Origin of the sequence: Aquirufa salirivi (assembly GCF_045310485.1) — a bacterium.
In the GTDB taxonomy this organism is placed as follows: Bacteria; Bacteroidota; Bacteroidia; order Cytophagales; family Spirosomataceae; genus Aquirufa; species Aquirufa salirivi.
Genome location: NZ_JBEWZH010000030.1, coordinates 1 through 525, shown reverse-complemented (window position 1 = coordinate 525; position 525 = coordinate 1). Strand labels below are relative to the sequence as shown.

The 525-nt window shown below is 46.3% G+C and carries 1 protein-coding gene; it reads right to left on the bottom strand.

Features of this window, described 5'->3' with window-relative positions; all coding sequences use genetic code 11:
- On the bottom strand, nt 1-525 hold a 525-nt coding region (locus tag U0R11_RS13545; protein ID WP_406752364.1), incomplete at both ends, for a hypothetical protein.

The following is a 525-nucleotide window of genomic DNA, read 5'->3' as shown; positions in this document are numbered from 1 at the left end:
TAATCACAAACTTATTGGCCGATCCACTATTGATATCGATACTTCCACTCGTTACCGCCGTACCTGTGGCTGGAGTAAACGTGAAGCTTCCTGAACCTACTGTTCCTGTGTACTTCAAGCCTAAGCTTGTCAAGTTCGCTACTCCACTGCTAAAGTCAACAGCACTGTTCAATTTATCGGTTCCTGATAATCCTGTTATGCTACCCGTTAAGCCTGTCGTTGTTACCGTGATGTTATTCGCACTTGCATCAAAGCCCGTTACCGTATTGCCATAAGCATCCAAGGCTGTCAAAGTATTGCTACCTGTAAAGGCTACTCCATTGGCTTGAGAACCAACTAGACTTACTGCTAATTTAGTCATCGTCGATGCACTAACAGCTACCGTCAAGCGATCGGATCCTGAGGCTGAAATACTTCCGTCGGTCACAGCCACAACAGCTGATTCCACGTTGTATAACTTCATGTTGGTCGTCACAGCTCCCGAAGCAAAAGTCAAGGCGGTGGTGGTTCCAAATGCAATATCCG